This window comes from Nocardia sp. NPDC049190 (assembly GCF_040648115.1).
Classification (GTDB): domain Bacteria; phylum Actinomycetota; class Actinomycetes; order Mycobacteriales; family Mycobacteriaceae; genus Nocardia.
In genome coordinates, this window is sequence record NZ_JBEZDE010000021.1 from 12,899 (window position 1) to 29,787 (window position 16,889).

General features: G+C 67.3%; 15 protein-coding genes. 8 read left to right on the top strand and 7 right to left on the bottom strand.

What is annotated here, in order from left to right:
- Position 1: 1 nt before the first annotated feature.
- The 3 genes from efeO (at position 2) to AB0B25_RS19125 (ending at position 4,106) form a co-directional block, all read left to right on the top strand.
- Positions 2 to 1,135, top strand: a complete 1,134-nt coding sequence (gene efeO / locus AB0B25_RS19115; RefSeq protein WP_357180965.1) for an iron uptake system protein EfeO — start codon at positions 2 to 4, stop codon at positions 1,133 to 1,135.
- Positions 1,119 to 2,408 (top strand): iron uptake transporter deferrochelatase/peroxidase subunit, encoded by a 1,290-nt coding sequence (gene efeB, locus AB0B25_RS19120; protein WP_357180968.1) that lies wholly within the window; start codon positions 1,119 to 1,121, stop codon positions 2,406 to 2,408. The genes efeO and efeB overlap by 17 nt, the downstream gene beginning before the upstream one ends.
- A gap of 138 nt (positions 2,409 to 2,546) precedes the next feature.
- A complete protein-coding gene (locus AB0B25_RS19125; protein ID WP_357180971.1) occupies positions 2,547 to 4,106 on the top strand; it encodes an NAD(P)/FAD-dependent oxidoreductase in 1,560 nt (519 codons plus the stop codon).
- 344 nt (positions 4,107 to 4,450) lie between these two features.
- On the opposite strand, the gene AB0B25_RS19130 is transcribed toward AB0B25_RS19125, so the two are convergent.
- From AB0B25_RS19130 to AB0B25_RS19140, 3 genes are all read right to left on the bottom strand, one after another.
- On the bottom strand, positions 4,451 to 4,873 hold the full coding sequence (locus AB0B25_RS19130; RefSeq protein WP_357180974.1) for an organic hydroperoxide resistance protein: 423 nt from the start codon (positions 4,871 to 4,873) through the stop codon (positions 4,451 to 4,453).
- A 2-nt stretch (positions 4,874 to 4,875) separates the two neighbouring features.
- A complete protein-coding gene (locus AB0B25_RS19135; protein ID WP_357180976.1) occupies positions 4,876 to 5,328 on the bottom strand; it encodes a MarR family transcriptional regulator in 453 nt (150 codons plus the stop codon).
- 197 nt (positions 5,329 to 5,525) lie between these two features.
- Positions 5,526 to 6,314 (bottom strand): IclR family transcriptional regulator, encoded by a 789-nt coding sequence (locus tag AB0B25_RS19140; RefSeq protein ID WP_357180979.1) that lies wholly within the window; start codon positions 6,312 to 6,314, stop codon positions 5,526 to 5,528.
- 86 nt (positions 6,315 to 6,400) lie between these two features.
- On the opposite strand from AB0B25_RS19140, the gene hutH reads away from it, so the two are divergent.
- Positions 6,401 to 7,963 (top strand): histidine ammonia-lyase, encoded by a 1,563-nt coding sequence (gene hutH / locus AB0B25_RS19145; RefSeq protein ID WP_357180982.1) that lies wholly within the window; start codon positions 6,401 to 6,403, stop codon positions 7,961 to 7,963.
- Positions 7,964 to 8,314: 351 nt separating this feature from the next.
- A complete protein-coding gene (locus tag AB0B25_RS19150) occupies positions 8,315 to 8,512 on the top strand; it encodes a hypothetical protein (RefSeq protein ID WP_357180984.1) in 198 nt (65 codons plus the stop codon).
- A gap of 79 nt (positions 8,513 to 8,591) precedes the next feature.
- Here AB0B25_RS19150 and AB0B25_RS19155 read toward each other — a convergent pair whose 3' ends face one another.
- Positions 8,592 to 9,512 (bottom strand): LLM class F420-dependent oxidoreductase, encoded by a 921-nt coding sequence (locus tag AB0B25_RS19155; RefSeq protein WP_357180987.1) that lies wholly within the window; start codon positions 9,510 to 9,512, stop codon positions 8,592 to 8,594.
- A 195-nt stretch (positions 9,513 to 9,707) separates the two neighbouring features.
- Here AB0B25_RS19155 and AB0B25_RS19160 point away from each other — a divergent pair, with 195 nt between their 5' ends.
- Both AB0B25_RS19160 and AB0B25_RS19165 read left to right on the top strand, forming a co-directional pair.
- Positions 9,708 to 9,854: a DUF1059 domain-containing protein gene (locus tag AB0B25_RS19160; protein ID WP_357180990.1), complete on the top strand. Its 147-nt coding sequence runs from the start codon at positions 9,708 to 9,710 to the stop codon at positions 9,852 to 9,854.
- Between the two features lie 167 nt (positions 9,855 to 10,021).
- Positions 10,022 to 10,534, top strand: coding sequence for a gluconokinase (locus tag AB0B25_RS19165; protein ID WP_357180993.1), 513 nt, complete (start codon positions 10,022 to 10,024; stop codon positions 10,532 to 10,534).
- A gap of 105 nt (positions 10,535 to 10,639) precedes the next feature.
- Here AB0B25_RS19165 and AB0B25_RS19170 read toward each other — a convergent pair whose 3' ends face one another.
- The 3 genes from AB0B25_RS19170 to AB0B25_RS19180 all read right to left on the bottom strand — a co-directional run bounded on the left by AB0B25_RS19170 (position 10,640) and on the right by AB0B25_RS19180 (position 14,261).
- A complete protein-coding gene (locus AB0B25_RS19170) occupies positions 10,640 to 11,434 on the bottom strand; it encodes a M50 family metallopeptidase (RefSeq protein WP_357180996.1) in 795 nt (264 codons plus the stop codon).
- A gap of 119 nt (positions 11,435 to 11,553) precedes the next feature.
- The gene (locus AB0B25_RS19175; protein WP_357180999.1) at positions 11,554 to 13,281 is read right to left on the bottom strand and encodes a serine/threonine-protein kinase; all 1,728 of its coding nucleotides are present in this window, start codon (positions 13,279 to 13,281) and stop codon (positions 11,554 to 11,556) included.
- An 83-nt stretch (positions 13,282 to 13,364) separates the two neighbouring features.
- A complete protein-coding gene (locus tag AB0B25_RS19180; RefSeq protein WP_357181002.1) occupies positions 13,365 to 14,261 on the bottom strand; it encodes a bile acid:sodium symporter family protein in 897 nt (298 codons plus the stop codon).
- A gap of 365 nt (positions 14,262 to 14,626) precedes the next feature.
- Here AB0B25_RS19180 and AB0B25_RS19185 point away from each other — a divergent pair, with 365 nt between their 5' ends.
- A complete protein-coding gene (locus tag AB0B25_RS19185) occupies positions 14,627 to 16,642 on the top strand; it encodes a polyprenyl synthetase family protein (RefSeq protein ID WP_357181005.1) in 2,016 nt (671 codons plus the stop codon).
- The last annotated feature ends 247 nt before the right edge of the window (positions 16,643 to 16,889 follow it).

Sequence of the window (16,889 nt, forward strand, 5' to 3'; positions counted from 1 at the left end):
CATGCGATCTACCGTCGTGTCGATCACCGCTGTCGTCGTGCTGCCGGTGCTGCTGGCTGCGTGCGCCAGCAAGTCCGAGACCTCGCAGGGCGGCGACATCGTGGTGACGGCCGCGGACAACTCGTGTGAGGTGTCGCGCAATTCGGCGAGTGCGGGAAACACCACGTTCCGGATCACCAACAATGGCACCAAGGTCACCGAGTTCTACGTCTATGGCGCCGGCGACCGTGTCATCGGTGAGGTCGAGAACATCGGTCCCGGGCTGTCGCGACAGTTGATCGTGTCGGTATCGGATCCGGGTACCTATCAGACGGCGTGCAAGCCGGGGATGGTGGGTGACGGAATCCGCGGTGACTTCATCGTCACCGGGCAGGCGCAGGCGCGTGACGACACCGGAAAAATGGCAGACGCGGCGACCGGGTACAAGCGATACCTGGTATCGCAGGTGACCGCTCTTCAGGAAACTACGGGTGCGTTCGTCGCCGCGATCAAGTCCGGCGATATCGCGTCGGCGAAGAAGCAGTACCCGATAGCGCGTACCTACTACGAGCGCATCGAGCCGGTCGCCGAGAGCTTCCCCGACGATCTCGACCCGCGGCTGGACCTGCGTGAAGCCGATGTGGCCGCCGGGGACAAGTGGACGGGGTTCCATCGGCTCGAGAAAGACCTGTGGGCGCAGGGCTTGCAGCCGGACACCAATCAGATCGCCGACCAGCTCGTCGCCGATGTGCGGGAGTTGGTGACCGGGGTGAGCGCCGCGGATTTCCAGGTCGATCCGGTTCAGGTCTCCGGTGGCGCTCAGACGCTGTTGGACGAGATCGCGCGAACCAAGATCACCGGTGAAGAAGACACCTTCTCCCATACCGATCTGTGGGACTTCCAGGCCAACGTCGACGGTTCGCAGGCCGCGATCGCCAGCGTGCGGCCGATCCTCGATGAGCGAAACCGCGACCTCGGCACCCAGATCGACCGCAGGTTCGCCGAGTTGGACAGCGAGTTAGCGCAATACCGTGCCGGTGACGGGCACGTCGGGTACGAGGCGGTGACCGAACCGCAGCGTGCCGCGTTGGCGCGGCGGATCGACGCGTTGTCCGCAGTCGTCAGTCAGGTGCAGGGCGTTGTCGCGGGAGCCTGATCACGAAGCAGGCCGCGCTGGCCACGGTGGGGTGTCTCGCCGTGGCCTGATCGGTTCGGCAGGTCTGGGAGTGCTGGCAGCGGGGGCCGGGGTCGTCGCGGGCCGAATGTCGAGCCAGGATGCCGCCGCGCCGGTACCTGGTGTGGTGCCGTTCCGCGGTGCTCATCAGGCCGGCATTGTGACGCCGGCTCAGGATCGGCTGCATTTCGCGGTGTTCGATGTGCACACCGAGTCGCGCGACGAACTCGATGCGCTGCTGCGAACCTGGACTGTCATGGCGGAACGGATGACCGCGGGCCAGGAGGCCGTACGCGACGGCGCCATCGGCGCCGGTGCCTACAATCCGCCCACCGACACCGGTGAAGCGCTCGACCTGACGCCGTCGCGCTTGACCCTCACCATCGGCTTCGGGCCGTCGCTGTTCACTACCGCGGCCGGCGCCGACCGGTTCGGACTTGCCGCCCGCAAACCCGATGCGTTGGTCGACTTGCCGAAGTTCACCGGTGACGCGCTGGATCCGGCCCGCTCGCGGGGTGACATCGCGATTCAGGCGTGCGCTGACGATCCGCAAGTCGCCGTCCACGCGATTCGCAACTTGGCGCGGGCGGGATTCGGTGTTGTCTCGGTGCGTTGGTCGCAGCTGGGTTTCGGCCGCACGTCCTCGACCTCGACCACCCAGGCGACGCCGCGAAACCTGTTGGGATTCAAGGATGGAACGCGCAACATCAAGGCCGAGGACCACGACGCGGTCACCCGGTTCGTCTGGGTCGACCCGCAGGACGATCGATCGTGGATGGCGGGTGGGTCGTATCTGGTGACTCGCCGCATCCGGATGCTGATCGAGCCCTGGGACCGCACCAGCCTGCACGAGCAAGAGCGGGTCATCGGACGGACGAAGGGTTCCGGAGCCCCCCTCGGCGGCAACGACGAGTTCGACGAGTTGGATCTGCAATCGAAGGGGCCGGCCGGACCGTTGGTCGACACCGACGCGCATGTGCGCCTCGCCTCGGCCGAAGAACTCGGCGGTATCCAGATCTTGCGACGAGGCTATAACTTCACCGACGGCTCCGATGGCTTCGGGCATCTCGACGCGGGCCTGTTCTTCATCGCCTACTGCCGTAATCCGCGCACGCAGTTCGTGCCGATGCAGGAAAATCTCGCGCGCAACGACGCGTTGAACGAGTACATCAAACACGTCGGATCAGCGGTCTTCGCAGTTCCACCAGGGTTGGGTCCCGACGACTACTGGGGGTCGACCCTGTTCGCGCCCTGACGGGCCGGAGATGAGATCGTCCGGTGGTGAACGGCCCCGCCATCTCGTTCGTGGGAGATCGGATCCGGTCGCCCCGCGGGCGGATTCTGTTCGGTGCGGGTGCTGTCGGCCGAGCAGAATCCGTGCTATCGAGGACGGATGAAGCCGACGCGGTCGTTCTACGAGGTCGTGATAGTCGGTGGCGGTCACAACGGGCTGGTGGCTGCCGCGTATCTGGCGCGTGCCGGGAGATCGGTGCTGCTGCTCGAGCGGCAGCCGCACACGGGTGGCGCCGCGGTGTCGGAACGGGTGTTCGCGGGCGTCGACGCGCGGTTGTCGCGATACTCGTATTTGGTGAGTTTGTTGCCGCGACAGATCGTGGACGATCTAGGCCTGCGATTCGCGACCAGGCGCAGGCAGATCTCGTCGTACACGCCGGTGGGGACCGGTGGACTGCTCATCTCCTCGTCGCCGGAGCGGACCAAGGCGAGTTTCACGCGGCTCACCGGATCGGACCGGGATTTCCGTGCGTGGCAACAGTTCTATGGCGCGACCGGCCGGCTGGCGCGCCGCGTGTTCCCGACGCTGACGCGGCCGCTACCGTCCAAGGCGGCGCTGCGCGCTGTCGTGGACGACGCGGCCACCTGGGAGGCGCTGTTCGAGCGCCCGTTGGGGGAGGCGATCGAGTCGGCGTTCCGTGATGACACCGTGCGTGGTGTGGTGCTCACCGACGCGTTGATCGGCACGTTCGCCCACGCGCACGATTCGTCGCTGCGGCAGAACCGTTGCTTCCTGTACCACGTCATCGGTGGCGGGACCGGCGACTGGGACGTGCCGGTCGGCGGTATGGGCACACTCACCGACGCGTTGGCCGCGGCCGCGCGTTCGGCGGGCGCCGAGATCGTCACCGAATGCGAGGTGACCGGCCTCGACAGCGACGGCAGCACAGCCGAAGTCAGCTATCCGGACGGGACGGTCGGTGCGCGGCACGTGCTCGTGAATGCCGCACCGTACACGCTCGCGGGGCTGTTCGGCGCGCCTCGCCCGCCGAAACCCGAAGGGGCGCAGCTGAAGATGAATATGCTGCTGCGCCGGTTGCCGCGGTTGCGCGACGCCGAGACCGGTCCGCGCGAGGCGTTCGCCGGAACCTTCCACATCGGCGAGTCGTACGCGCAACTCGATCAGGCGTACGGCGAGGCGGCGATCGGCCGAATCCCGTCGTCGCCCCCCGCGGAGATCTACTGTCATACGTTGACCGATCGGTCGATCCTGTCGCCGGAGCTGATCGCTCAGGGCGCGCACACCCTCACGCTGTTCGGTCTCCATACACCGGCGAAGCTGTTCGCCGCCGACCCAACGTCCGCGAAGGCCGCAGTGGTGGAAGCGACTATAGCGCAACTGGATTCGGTGCTCGCCGAACCGATCGCAGATTGTCTTGCCGCCGACGAGAACGGCGCTCCGTGTCTCGAGGCCAAGACCCCGCCGGATCTCGAGCGCGAGGTCGGATTGCCAGGTGGCCACATTTTCCATCGAGATCTGGCCTACCCCTACCTCTCCGAAGACGCCGACCCCACGGACCCAGCCGCCCGGTGGGGCGTCGCGACCGGCCATCGCAACGTATTCCTGTGCGGTGCGGGGGCGATCCGGGGTGGTGGCGTCAGCGGCATTCCAGGACACAACGCCGCGATGGCCGTGCTCGACGTCGATCAGGCAGACTGAGCTCGACCACGCGATCTCGGCGCTGTACCTCGGCGTCTCGGTGGCGGCCGCGGACTCCACCAGGACGACCGCCTCGATGGCAGCCGGTGGGTCGCGAGGTCGAGCAACTCGCCGATCACACGTCGGCGATGCTCGGCCCCGGTCTCCTCGATCCGCTCAGTGACCCAGAGGCCTTTCAGCGCAGCCTGTTCGACCACGAGGCAGGCGAGAAGTCGAGGCGACAGTGGTGTCGGGACGGTGCGCCGAAAGCGATCGAAAGCCCATTCGGCGCAAGTGGCGATGTCGCCTCGGCGCCTACCCGACCGCCCACGCGGTCGCTCGCTTCCCGCACGGCTCCTGATGGATCAGTCTTCGGCGATACGGACCTCGACGTCGATGTTGCCGCGCACTGCGTTGGAGTACGGGCAGACCTGATGTGCCTTGTCAGCGAGCGCCTGCGCCTCCTCCTCGGGCAGATGGGGGAGTGAGACTTCGAGAGTGACCGTCAGTCCGAATCCGCCCGCGCCGTTGGTGCCGAGGCCGACTTTCGCGCCGACCGCGGAGTCATCGATGTTCGCCTCGGCTTGCTTGCCGACCAGTCGCAGCGCCGAGTGGAAGCAGGCCGCGTAGCCCGCAGCAAACAGTTGTTCGGGGTTGGTGCCGGCGCCGCTGCCGCCCATCTCCTTCGGAGCGGCCAAGTCCACGTCGACCTTGCCGTCGGTGGTGCGGGCGTGTCCGTTGCGCCCGTCGCCGGTCGACAACGCCTCGGCGGTGTAGAGGATCTGCATGTCTAGTCTCCTTCGTTTTCATTCAGTGCGGACATCAGCGAATGCGTCAGTCTCTGTAGGGTTTCGCGCAGGGTGATGACCTCGTCCACGGACAGGCCGCTGGCGGCGGCCATCTCGGCCGGGATGTTTCCCGCCTCGGCGCGCAGCGCGCGCCCGCGTTCGGTGAGCCGGATATCGACGCGCCGTTCGTCGGTCGCCGACCGATGCCGCTCGACCAAATCCGCCGCCGCCAGTCGCTTGAGTAGCGGGGAGAGGGTGCCGGAATCCAACGCGAGCGCGTGGCAGACGTCGCCGACGCTGCGCCCGTCGCGCTCCCACAATGCCAACATCACCAGGTATTGCGGGTAGGTGAGTCCGAGTCGCTCCAGCTTCGGACGGTAGACCGCGGTCATCGCCCGGGACGCCGCGTAGAGCGGGAAGCATAGTTGCTCGTCGAGCGTGAGGTTGTCGGTCATGACCATTAATGTAGGGCACAACTATATTGTGCACAACAAATCATGTGGTGTTGCTCGTCACAGACCGCGCGTCCGGCGGTGCAGCGCACGAGAGTGTCATGCGTGCGACCTCGGCCCGAGGCGGATTCCGGCGGCAGCGACCGGTCGGGCGCCCCCGCCGTCTTCGGAGCCGGCGCGCGCAGACGCCTCCGCCATGGTCAGGTCCAGCCCGGCACCCCGCCGATGCGATGGGTGAGAGTCGTTGCCGCCGTGCGGACCTGAGCGGCGAGTGGAGTCCAGTCGACGGTGCACGGAATGGTTGCGCAGTGGTGGCGCAGGGCGACGCTGATTGCGGCGATCGGGCGATGATTGTGCTCGAAGACGGGATAGGCGACAGAGGCGAAGCCCGGCGTGACGTGGCCGTCCTCGCAGGCCCAGCCGCGGCGGCGTTCGGTGGCGAGCGTGCTGCGCAGTGCTGCGAGGGTGGTCGGGCCGCGGTCGGTCCGACGGACGAACGCGGCGGCGGACGGGTACAGGGCGCGCACCTGTGCGGCAGGCAGATGCGCCAGAATCGCCCGGCCGGAGGCGGTCAGATGGGCGGGCAGTCGGACGCCCACGCCGGTGACCAGGGTCTCCGGCCGCCTGGGCTGCTCTTTGATCAGATACAGCAGCTCGTTGCCGGCGAGGATGCCGAGATGGGCATTGTGCCCGACCTGTTCCACCAGCTCGCGCAGCAGCGGACGGGCAAGGCGCTGGAGCGGATCGTGGCGCAGTGCGGCCGTGCCGAGTTCGAAGGCCGCGATGCCGAGGCCATAGCGCCGCTCGGCGGAAATACGGGTGACGAATCGGGCTGCTTCCAGCTCGGCGAGCAGGTGATAGGTGCTCGAGCGCGGGAGGCCGAGTTCGCGCGCAATGGTCGTGGCGGAAATCGGCCCGGCTCGACTCGCGAGCAGTTGGAGTACGGCCAGCCCACGGCGCAACGCCGGGACATCGCTGCTCGTACCCACGCCGCCTCCTCGGTGAGTCTGGGATCTCAGACGAAATCGGACGTGGCCTCATTCTGCACCGGCCGCCGCGGCGGTGGAATGGATCCATGCTGGACACTGCCCAACTATCGATCCTGGACCTGGACGGCCCGCTCACCCGGGATGAGCTCGTCGCGGTCGCGCGACACGGCGCGAAGGTACGGCTGAGTCGAGCGGCGTTGCGTCGCCTGACCCTCGCGCGCGAGCATGTCGACCTGCTCGCGGCGAGCGATGTTCCGACTTATGGCGTGTCGACCGGATTCGGCGCGCTGGCGACTCGGCACATTCCGCGCGAGCGACGCGGTGTGTTGCAGCGGTCGTTGATTCGATCGCACGCGGCGGGGGCCGGCGCCGCCGTCGAGCGCGAGGTGGTGCGCGCGCTGATGGTGTTGCGCCTGCGCACGCTCGCTGCCGGCCACTCCGGTGTGCGGCCCGCGACGGCGGAGACGCTGGCCGCGCTGATCAACGCCGGACTCACGCCGGTGGTGCACGAGTACGGTTCGCTCGGATGCTCCGGTGATCTCGCGCCGCTGGCCGCGGTGGCGCTGGCGCTGGTGGGCGAGGGGGCGGTGACCGACGACTCCGGTGCGCTCCTGGATGCTGGGAACGCGTTGCGTGCCAACGGAATCAAGGCGGTTACCCTGGCCGAGAAAGAAGGCTTGGCGCTGACCAACGGCACCGACGGCATGCTCGGCATGCTGGTGCTGGCCCTGACCGATCTGCATGCCCTGCTCGACATCGCCGATGTCACCGCCGCGATGAGCGTCGAGGCTCTGCTCGGCACCGATCGGGTGTTCGCCGCGGACTTGCAGGCGCTCCGACCACATCCCGGCCAGGCCCACTCGGCAACGCGAATGCGCGCCGCACTGCGCGGGTCGGAGATCGTCGCGAGCCATCGCGGCCCCGACTGTCATCGGGTGCAGGATGCCTACTCGCTGCGTTGCGCCCCGCAGGTGCACGGCGCCGCGCGGGACACGGTGACCCATGCCGACACGGTCGCCGATCGTGAGCTCGCCTCGGCCATCGACAATCCGGTTGTGCTGACCGACGGACGGCTGGAGTCCAACGGTAACTTCCATGGCGCACCCCTGGCCTACGTGCTGGACTTCCTCGCGATCCCGATCGCCGATATGGCGAGCATGGCCGAGCGCCGCACCGACCGCATGCTGGACGCCGCGCGCTCGCACGGGCTCCCGGCCTTCCTCGCCGCCGATCCCGGAGTCGACTCCGGGTACATGATCGCCCAGTACACCCAGGCGGCGGTGGTTTCCGAGCTCAAACGCCTCGCCGTGCCCGCGTCCGTCGACTCGATCCCGAGCAGCGCGATGCAGGAGGATCACGTATCGATGGGATGGTCGGCGGCCCGCAAGCTGCGCAGAGCGGTGGACGGACTGACGACGGTGCTCGCGATCGAATATCTCACCGCGGCGCGCGCACTCGATCTGCGCGCTCCGCTGCGTCCTGCTCCGGGCACCGGCGCGGCCGTGACACTGCTGCGTACTCAGGTCGAGGGTCCAGGCCCCGACCGTCATCTCGCCCCCGATATCGCCGCTGCCGAATCCCTGCTGCGCACCGGTGCCTTCACCCGAGCTGTCGCCCCCCACGTCCTCGGACCAGGGGATTCGCGCTGACCACGCAGACACTGACGCTGTTCGCGACGACCGCGACATGGGGACGGGTGCCGACAGCGCCGGCCCGATCACCGAGCCGCGAGTCGGCGTCTGGCCGAACGCCAACCGACGAAATCTTCGGGTCGGGTCGGGATGCCGTCGACGTGGGCGGTGGCGGCCGCTTCCGTGCTGGCGGCGTCGGGCCCGGACTCGGGGCGCCCTCGAAGGCGGACGCTATGCCGGACCGGCTGTGGCGTTCGGCGTTCGTCGATCCGAAGGCTCGGCGTCGGTGACCAGGATCCCGTTTACTCGAACCGTGAGGAGTTCGGTCAGGTTCTGGGTGAAGTTCAGCCGGTAGGCGGCCAGCTCTGGATGCTCGAACCGATCCTGTTCGCCGCCGTGGACCCAGCCGCGCGCAATGGCGAATATTTCGGTCCCAGTGGACGGTTCGGTCTCGTAGGACCGACCGGTGTCGCCTCGATTCCGCGCCGAGCACGTAACACGACCGATGCCCGGCGACTGTGGGATGAGGCCGAACGACTCACCAAGACCGAGCTGCCCGCCGACTAGCGGGTGGCGCGGCGGCACGATTCGGTGCCGCACCACCGACACAGCGCAAGAAGCCCCGACGACCGTGCGGCGCGGAAACTCAAACCTGCGACCGCACCTGCGCGGAGATCAGTTCCAGATGATCGAGGTCGGCCAGATCCAGGACCTGGAGGTAGATGCGCCGGGCGCCGATCTCGGCGTACCTGCCGATCTTGTCCACGACCTCGGCCGGTGAACCGGCAAGACCGTTGGCCTTCAGTTCGTGCACGTCACGGCCGATCGCCGCCGCACGGCGCCGTACCTCGGCGTCGGTCGCGCCGACGCACGCCACGAGCGCGTTGGAGTAGACCAGGGTATCGGCCCCGCGGCCGCGTGCCTCGGCGGCGGCGCGGACCCGGCCGAACTGTCGCGCGCTGTCCTCGATCGAGGCGAATGGCATGTTGAATTCGGTCGCGTACTGCGCGGCCAGGCGCGGCGTTCGGGTGGCGCCCTGGCCACCGATCAGCACCGGCACCGTTTCCTGTACCGGCTTGGGCAGCGCGGGTGAACCGGTGAGCTGATAGTGCTCGCCGTCGTAATCGAAGGTGTCGCCAGGCTTGGTCGCCCATAACCCGGTGATGATCGCGAGTTGCTCCTCCAGGCGCGCGAACTTGTCCGCGGGGAACGGGATGCCGTACGCGGCGTGTTCGTCGGCGAACCAGCCGCTGCCGAGTCCGAGTTCCACGCGGCCGCCGGACATCTGGTCGACCTGTGCGACCTGGATGGCCAGCGGACCGGGCAGCCGGAACGTGGCAGCGGTGACCAGGGTGCCCAGGCGGATCCGCGCGGTCTCCCTGGCCAGCCCGGCGAGGGTGATCCAGGCGTCGGTGGGACCGGGTAGACCGTCGACCTCGCCCATGCTCAGGTAGTGGTCGGAGCGGAAGAACGCGTCGAAGCCCAAGTCCTCGGTGGCCCTGGCGACGGTGAGCAGCGTGTCGTAGCTCGCACCCTGCTGCGGCTCGGTGAAGATGCGTAGTTGCATACCGGACATCGTGCCCGAGTGCGGAACGCCCAGCCGCGTGGGTGCCGTGGGGCGCGCGCTGCGTCGGTGGTCCTGGCGCGTTCGCACGCCCACACCGCCAGGAACGGGACCCCGCGCCGCGTCCATGTTTGTTCTCGCACCGGGTGAGTCCCACGGCCTAGACTGCCGATCGAGAAGAGAAGAAAGGAAGACCTGATGAAGCGAAATCTGAACTGCCCCTGTGGAGAGGTCCTCGTCGGATCCGACGAAGACGATCTTGTGGCGAAAACGCAGGCCCACCTGGCCGAGAATCACCCGGGCCACGAGTACTCGCGCGAGCAGATCTTGTTCATCGCGTACTGACCCGGGCGTCGGTGTATGTCCCCGTGCCGGAGTTCTGACCTGTCCGGGGGCCCACCCCGCCACACCGCGGCTGGGCCGTCTCGGACTTCGCCGATAAGGTCGAGGTGCGATCTGCCGGATCGGTGACCGATCGGTCCGGTCGCGAGACCGTAGCGGAGGAATTCGACATGTCTGAACGGCCCGGCGCACCGGTAATCGTGGTGATGGGTGTGTCGGGTTCCGGTAAGTCGACCGTCGGTGCGCGTCTGGCCGCCGCGCTCGACGTCGAATACGCCGAAGGCGATGACTTCCACCCGGCCGCGAACATCGCGAAGATGGCGGCGGGGACGCCGCTGGACGACGCAGACCGGGCGCCCTGGCTGGACGCCGTGGCGGCCTGGCTGGCCCAGCACGCCGATCAGGGCGGGGTCGTCAGTTGCTCGGCGCTCAAGCGGATCTACCGGGAACGGCTGCGCGCGGCCGCTCCCGACACGTACTTCTTGCACTTGGCCGCTCCCAAGGACGAACTCGCTCGCCGGATGACGGGGAGGAGCGGGCATTTCATGCCGTCGAGCCTGCTCGATTCGCAGCTGGCGGCGCTGGAGCCGCTGGCCGCCGACGAGCACGGCAGGACCGCCGATGCGACCCTCGCACCCGATGATCTGGTGACGGCCACGATGGCAGCTCTGGCTCGGACATAGTGCCCTGCGAGTTCGGGCGGCCTCCGAGGTGGCCTTTCGGGGGAGTGGTTCGGTGCCGCGCTGTCCCGCGAGACCTACCCGGTCTGGTAGCGCTTCCGCAACCGCTCAGCGCGGTGCGGGACAGGAGCCGAACGGCAGGTGCGGAAGGCAGATGTCGGCGGCGTCGGAGACGAGCAGGCCGGCTCCGATCAGCAACGAGCCCACCGCGATTGCCCCGAACACCAGCACCCACAGCAGGCCGGGCAGATGGGTGAGCTTGGCGAGCTGGTCGGCATCGGAGGCTACGTCGTGGTGCCGGGACCGCTGTTGCCGGGAGCGGCCGCGCTGCAGTTCGGCTACCGGACGTGCACCCGCGAACAGCAGAAACCACGCGCCCAGATACGCGAAACCTGCTTGTAGCGTGTCCGTTCCGAACCAGGACACCACAAAGACCACCGCACCGAGCCCGAGCACAGTGAGGGCGCCGTAAATGTTCCTGATCTTGATCAGCAGCGCGGCCAGCAGCACGATGGCGGTCCAGAGCATCAGTGTGATCCGGCTCGCGCCGAGCAGGGCGGCGAACCCGAGACCGAGCAGCGGCGGCGCCGGATACCCCGCCATCGTGGTGAGAATCATCCCGAAGCCGTAGGGTTTTCCGCTCGATACCGTCAGCCCCGACGTATCCGAATGCAATCGAATGCTGTCGAGCCTGCGGCCGGTCAGCAGCGCGACCACGGCGTGCCCGCCTTCGTGCGCGATGGTCACGATATTGCGGGTCAACCGCCACACCGGGGTGTACCCGACCAGAACAAGTGCGGCCACCGCGGCCGCGGCAACGAGCCACCACGGCGGTTGCGCTTGGGTTGTCGTCAGACGGTCGGCGATGGAGGCACCTCGCTCGACGAATTCGGCTCTGTCCACCGCCGCACCTTAGCCGCCGACGGACGAGCGCGCTCGGGCACGCGTTCCCGGCGGCGGCGCCAGCGACGACAGTGTAGTCAGCGCGGCAGGCGCGAACGACATCGCGACGGCGCGTCGATTCAGGTGGTTCGGCTGAGGATTCCGGTCATATCGCCGAGAACACCTCGCGTCCGGTAGGACAATGTTCCGTCGGGTCGCAGGGCCAACCGTGAAGTCGTGCCCTCGTCGTTGCAGCCGCCACCGTCGACGGTGAGTTCGGCGGTCAAGACCACGCTGTCCGCAGTCGCGGAAGTGAGCGATTCCGACCGCTCGCAGGTCACGCCGACCACTTGGCCGGTGTTGGTCGAGCTGCCGATCCGTTCGCCGACGTTGCCGGGATCGAGGATCAGTACGATGTCGTAGCTGCCCAGGCCATCTTTCGCGACCCCTTTCCATTCGCCGACAAAAGCTTTCGGCACGGCTGTGCCGGTCGCCGACCGGGTGCCACCGGGGGTTGCCGTGACCGTTGGTGGGCCGCTGTCGTTCGCCGTGGTGGCCCCACCCCCGATATCGTCTTTCCGGAACCGGGTGCCGATCATGAAGGTGGCGAGCACCATCGCGACGCAGATCACGAGTGCGCCGCCGATCAGCACGGCGCGGTGATGGCGTGGAGCGACCGTGGCGCCGGACGACCCCGGGCTACCCGTGCCCGGTTCGGCGACCCGTCGCATCAGTTGATACGTCGAGGCGTGTGCGTGGGTGGGCTGTTCGGGATATCGCGCCTCGCCCACCGGTGACTGGTTCGGTGGAGCGGGCGACCGCCAGGTCTGCGTCGGCGCCGATCGATTCGCGTCGGTGTGCCCTCGCGCGTAGTGCTGTGGTGAGGTCGAGCGGATCGTCGTGTCCGCGGCGCGTACCGAATCCGACTCCCGCGCACCGGGCGCGGGAAGGTCGGGTGCCGAGGATTCCAGCTGGTGAACGGGTTCGGAGTCCAGGTCGAGCAACTGCACCGCGCGCCTACTCACTTCCTCCAACGCGGGGCCGGGCAGCCAGCCGCTGCGATCGGGGAGGCCGAGCGCGGTCAGCTCGGTGAGCAGGTGCTCCGGCGTCGGGCGTGCCGCGACATCTTTGATCAAGCAGGCCGCGACCAGCGGGCGCAACCACCGTGGCACATCCTCGAGCTGGGGCTGCTCATACACCACCCGCCACAGCATCTGCATCGCCTCGCCGACGCCGAACGGTCCGTGCCCGGTGGCCGCGAATACCAGCACGCCACCCAGCGCGAAGACATCCGCGGGCGGGCCCACCGGATCGCCGGTCACCTGCTCCGGACACATGAATCCCGGTGAACCGATGACCTTTCCGGTGGTGGTGAGCGCGCTGTCCTCGACTGCGCGGGCGATACCGAAGTCGATCACCTTGGGGCCGTCGAGGGTGAGCAGCACATTGGACGGCTTGAGGTCGCGGTGCACCACATTGGCCGCGTGTACCGCCAGGAGCGCCTCGACCAACCCGTGTGCCAGCACGCGCAACGAGTTCTCGGTGAACGGACCGTACTGCGCGACCGCTTCCGACAGTGCGAACCCGGCCACGTAACCCGTCGCGAGCCACGGTGGATCGGCATCCACGTCGGCGTCGAGCACCGGCGCGGTGAATCGCCCGCCGACCCGGCGGGCCGCGGCGACTTCACGCCGGAAACGCTCGCGGAATTCGTCGCCGGTCAGGTCCGGGCGGATCATCTTGACTGCGACGGTACGCCCACCTGCGTTGCGTCCCAGATACACCCGGCCCATGCCACCCGCACCGAGTACGCCGAAGAGCCGGTAGTCCCCGATCCGCGTCGGATCACTCGCACCGAGCGGTTGCATCGCGCGCCGGCTCCCTTCGAATGGCGTCGAACATCCGAAAGGCTACCGATCCGGTGGGTGAGTGTCCGAGCAATCTATCGTTGTCAGCGCACCACGCTCGGCTCCGCTGCGGGCTGATCCTGCCGCGCGCGCCTGGCCAGGAGAAACGCCGCGATAGCCGCGGGGATGTTCATCAGCACGCCGTACACCGCCCCCGGCACCGCCATGGTGTCGTCGCGCAATACCGAAGCGGCGACGGCGATCGCGATCGCGATCGCTCCATTGTGCACGCCGATCTCCATCGCCGAGGCGATCGCCTGGTCGGCGCGCACCCGGAAGACGAGGGGCGCGAAGTATCCGATGGTCAGGCTCACGATCGCGAACAATAGACAGATCGCGGCCAGCGTACCGATGTTCTCGGTGAGCGTGTCGACGTTCTTGCCCACCGCGGCGGCGACCACCAGCGCGAGCACCACGACGGACAGGATCTTGACGGTGCCACGCCTGCTCTGCGCCCATGACGCGAACCGCCGATGTACCCACATGCCGATCGCGACCGGCACCAGCACGATGGCGAAGACCTGGGCGAACTTGTCCGGTCGCAGCCCGAGCGATCCCGTGTCGTCCAGGAACAACGCGGTGGACAGCGCGACGACCAGCGGCATGGTGAACACCGCGAGCACCGAATTGATCGCGGTGAGGGTAATGTTCAGCGCCACATTGCCCCCGGCGACGTGGCTGAACAGGTTGGCGGACGGTCCGCCCGGTGACGCGGCCAACAACATCATGCCGACGGCCAGTGCGCCATCGAGGCCGAACAGGTAGGTCAGGCCGAGGCAGATCGCGGGCAGCACGACCATCTGGCATGCCAGCGCGATCACCGCGGCCTTCGGAAACCGCAGCACCCTGGCGAAATCGTCGATCGTCAGCGTCAATCCGAGCCCGAACATCACCACGGCGAGAGCCAGTGGTAGGAACACCGCGAAAACCGTTGAACCCATCCGGATCTCCTCTCCGCCACGCGATCGGCGCGACGTGGCCGACACCAGGTGTCGACGTTAGCCAGTCGCAGCGGAGGTGACCAACACGGGCCAGGCGGTTCTGTGTGACCTCGACAGTGCCGGGATCGGGCCGAGCGAATGGGATCTGGTCGTGCGCGCGATCGGTGCCGAGCGGTTCGGCCGCGGCGATTCCCACACCGAATCGGCAGCTGCTCATGGTCGGGATGTCCCGACCGAAGCCGCCGAAAAGACTGCGATGGTGGCGTCAAAACTGGCTGATACCAGAATATTTCGCGCGTTGGTGGTGTCAAATTTCACTGTATCGACGGTGTAGATGTCCTACGCCACTAGTCAGGAGTGTGTGCGTGTCCCGTGAGATAGATTCCGCTGTCTTCCCGCATCTGGATGCCGATCTCGACCGTGTCCGGGACGTGCTCGGGCCTGTGCAGTTTCGCGGTAGGCCAGAGCTGACCGCATTGACCGACGAGGGGCCGGATTCGTCTCGGCGCCTGGTGCGTCCGACGTTGACGTTGCTGTCGTACTACCTGCTCACCGATCCCGCGACGCCGGCCGACGATCGGGCGGTGCGCGCTGCTGCTGGGGTGGAGTTGGTGCATTTGGGGTCGCTGTATCACGACGATGTCATCGATCACGCGGACCAGCGCCGTGGCCGTCCCAGTGCCAACGCGGTGTGGGGTTCGCACCTGGCGGTATTGGCTGGTGATTGCGTGACGACCTCGGGCACGCGGATGCTGGTCGAACTCGGGCATCGCGAGATTTCCGCGGCAACGGTTGCGAGTGAGCAGATGTGCGCGGGAATGGTGATCGAGGCCGCCGACCAGTACGTGGTCTCTCGCAGTGAGCGGGCCTACTTGGAATCGATCGGCGGTAAGACGGCGGCGGTGCTGTCGTTGGCGTGCCGGGTGGGCGCGATGCAGGCCGACTGTTCCGGTGAGCAGGAGCAGGCGTTGGCCGAGTTCGGTCGATACTTCGGGTTGGCCTACCAGTTGTGGGACGACATCCTCGATGTGACCTCGACCGCCGAAGAAATGGGCAAGCCGGTCAATCAGGATCTGTTCGAGGGCATCTACACCCTGCCGGTGATCCGCGCGGCCGGCCGTGACCGGGATCTTGCTCGCCTGCTCGGTCGACGAATCACGCGGGAGCAGGCCGCGCGTGCCCGTGAACTCGTGCTCTCCTCGGGCGCCGTGGACGAAGCTCGAGCGGTCGCCGAGGACTTCATCGTCCAGGCTCACCATCAGCTTGCCGGTCTGCCCGTCGACCCTCGCGTCCGGCATGCGATGACCGGTTATACGCGGTCGGTCCTGGACCGGCGAACGTCGCGCCCGCCCGTTTCCGGGCCCTCGACGCAGCCATCCCCGGACGGCGGCGAGTTCTTGTCGGAGCAGACCATGTCGTGGCTGAGGAGCTGGATGGCCGATACCGGTCTGATCGCTTCCGCGGCCGAGTTCGACCACAACCACCGGTGGACCGGAGGGATCCGGTTGCCGATGCAGTTCGTGGCCCCAGCGAGCGAAGCTCGTGAACAGGCCTTCGCCAGCATCTCCACGCTGGTCGCTGTGTGGGATGACCTGTTCGACGATCCGCGGTTGATGGATTCGGACGCTGTCACCGCGTTGCGGCGTGGGCTGGTCGCTGTCCTGCGTCAGGATCCGCAGGCGCCGTGGCGGTCCGGCGTGATCGCGACGGCGTGGGCGAGTGTGTGGCCGCGTGTGCGCGAGGGCCGCACCATCGACTGGCAGCAGCGGTTCCTCGACAGTGTCGAGAACTGGTTCGAAGCCTGCGAACGGGAAGCGCACCATCGCATCAACCGCTACATCCCCGCCACGGCCGACTGGCTACCGCTGCGGAGTTCGACCGGTGGGGGTGACATTTTCGTCGCTGCGATAGAGGTGTATCAGGACTGGGAACTGCCACCGACGCTGCGGAACCACCCGGTGATCCGCAATCTCGAAGAACTCATCTCCTGGGTGGGCTTGGTAGAGAACGATCTGGTTTCACTGGATCGGGACGAGGCCGACCATATCCCCTACAACTTGGTTCGGGCGATCGGTCATGAAACGGGGTGCACCCGCCGCGAGGCGATCGAGCAGTTGCAGCGCGAGGTGAGCGAGAAACGCGCCCGGATCGACGCGGCGATCCGCTACGTTCCCGCGATTCTTCGCGTGATTCCCGGCCTGTCCGGCCGGAGGAAGGAGTTCCTCTCGCTCTACGAGAACATCAGGACCGCGGTGTTCAGGATGCATCAGATCGATCGGTACACGCGGAGCTCGGCTTCCACAGAGCCGGACTTGGAACGCTTGCGTCATGAGGTCTACTACTACTCTGCTGCGGTCGATTCGGCTTCTACCAGGACGTGAAATTCCGCAGGTAACGGACTTTCGGCGAGTCGGTGGAAGGACCGGAGTAGCCATACCGGAAACTCCAGCTACGAAGCTGGCTACATTTGCGCCCGCCTCGACAACCCGGGAACTTCCCGGTTGCTATCGGTCGGCGACCGTGGGCCCCGGGTCGCGGTCGATACTTGGTTGAACAGATCTGACCACGGTACGAAGGGAACGACCGCACTGGCCCTTTCCTCTGCATCGACAATCTGCGCCAGCAATA